The organism is Flavobacterium sp., assembly GCF_003525665.1.
GTDB lineage: Bacteria > Bacteroidota > Bacteroidia > Flavobacteriales > Flavobacteriaceae > Flavobacterium.
The window spans coordinates 9594-10942 of record NZ_DQDX01000137.1; the positions used below are offsets into that span (position 1 = coordinate 9594).

Here is a 1349-nt window from a genome sequence, read left to right on the forward strand (position 1 = left end):
GGAAACCAAGAATTCCCGAGCCGTTCGCTTCTATTAATTTGTTATATCGCTATCGGTTAACTTTTCGTCAACGATTTTACTGTTGTGTAATTTAACAGGTTTTTTGCTGCTTTTCTTCATCTTTAAGTTGAGGAATTCTACAAATAATGAGAAGAAAATGGCAAAATATAGGTAGCCTTTTGGAATACTATGGACTTCTACATCGTTACCAAATCTAAAGTGTGCCAAGTGCGAACCTTCGGCAAGAAGCATTACTCCAATTAAGATTAAGAACGAAAGTCCAAGAATTTGAATGGTTGGATGCTCGTTTACAAATTTAGAAACTGGTCCGGCAAAGGCAAGCATTACTACAATTGAAATTACAATTGCTAAAATCATGATTTCGATTGCTCCAGCTGGTCCAAAACCTTTTGGTGGTTCGGCAGAACTTACTAAACCAATTGCTGTCAAGATACTATCGAACGAGAAAACGATGTTTAATAACGCGATTTGAATAATTGCTGACGACAAGCTGTTGCTAGCTTTTCCGTTAGCCGATTCTTCTTCGCCTTCTAGTTTGTGATGAATTTCTGATACTGATTTATATAATAAAAACAATCCACCACCAAAAATAATTAAACTTTGTCCAGAGATTCCACCTGAGAAAAATCCGAGGTCAAAATCAAAAAACGATTCTTTCAAGCTCATTACCCACGTAATTCCAAAAAGTAAGATAATTCTAAAAACCATGGCTAGTAAAAGTCCAATTCTGCGTGCTTTTGGTTGGTCTTCGGCTCTTAATTTTCCTGATACAATTGATAAAAACACGATGTTGTCAATACCAAGAATGATTTCTAAAAAGGTTAACGTTAGCAATGCAATTAACGCATCTGTTGTAAATAATACTTCCATAAATTGGTTTAAAAGTTAAAATTAAAGTGGTTATACGAAACTAATTGATTTTTGTTACAGTTCCTTTTTGAGTTTTTGCATCACCCACAAAAGAATATTCAAAGGTATAGGTTTTATCTTTAGTACTCAAAATTTTCATGGTAATTGCTTTTTTCTCCTGCATATTTTTGGGATGCGTTTTTTGCAGAATAAATTCGCAGTCGTTTACCCAACGCACAGATGCTGTATCGGTTTTGCCGTTATACGTTTCAATTTGCAAACTATCGGTACGTTCAAAGGTTGATGTTTGTGTCTTGCCATCAATTTCTTGTGTGAATTCAAATTTTCCGGTTTTAAAATCGGTGCATTTGCGTTCTTGTTGGTAGCAAGAAACCATTGTTATCGCAATAAGTAAAGTAAATAATTTAGTTTTTGTAATTTTCATTTTTATATTTTTTTAGAAGCCAATCCAGCTATTC

The 1349-nt window shown here is 34.2% G+C and carries 2 protein-coding genes; both read right to left on the reverse strand.

The genetic code is table 11. The features are described 5' to 3' along the window. Positions 1–33: 33 nt before the first annotated feature. Entirely contained in the window at positions 34–891 is an 858-nt protein-coding gene (locus DIU01_RS09665; protein ID WP_290833901.1) for a TerC family protein, read from the reverse strand. Between the two features lie 40 nt (positions 892–931). Further along, positions 932–1315 carry a DNA topoisomerase IV gene (locus DIU01_RS09670; RefSeq protein ID WP_290833903.1) on the reverse strand — a complete coding sequence of 128 codons (384 nt, stop codon included), beginning with the start codon at positions 1313–1315 and terminating at the stop codon, positions 932–934. Positions 1316–1349: the final 34 nt, after the last annotated feature.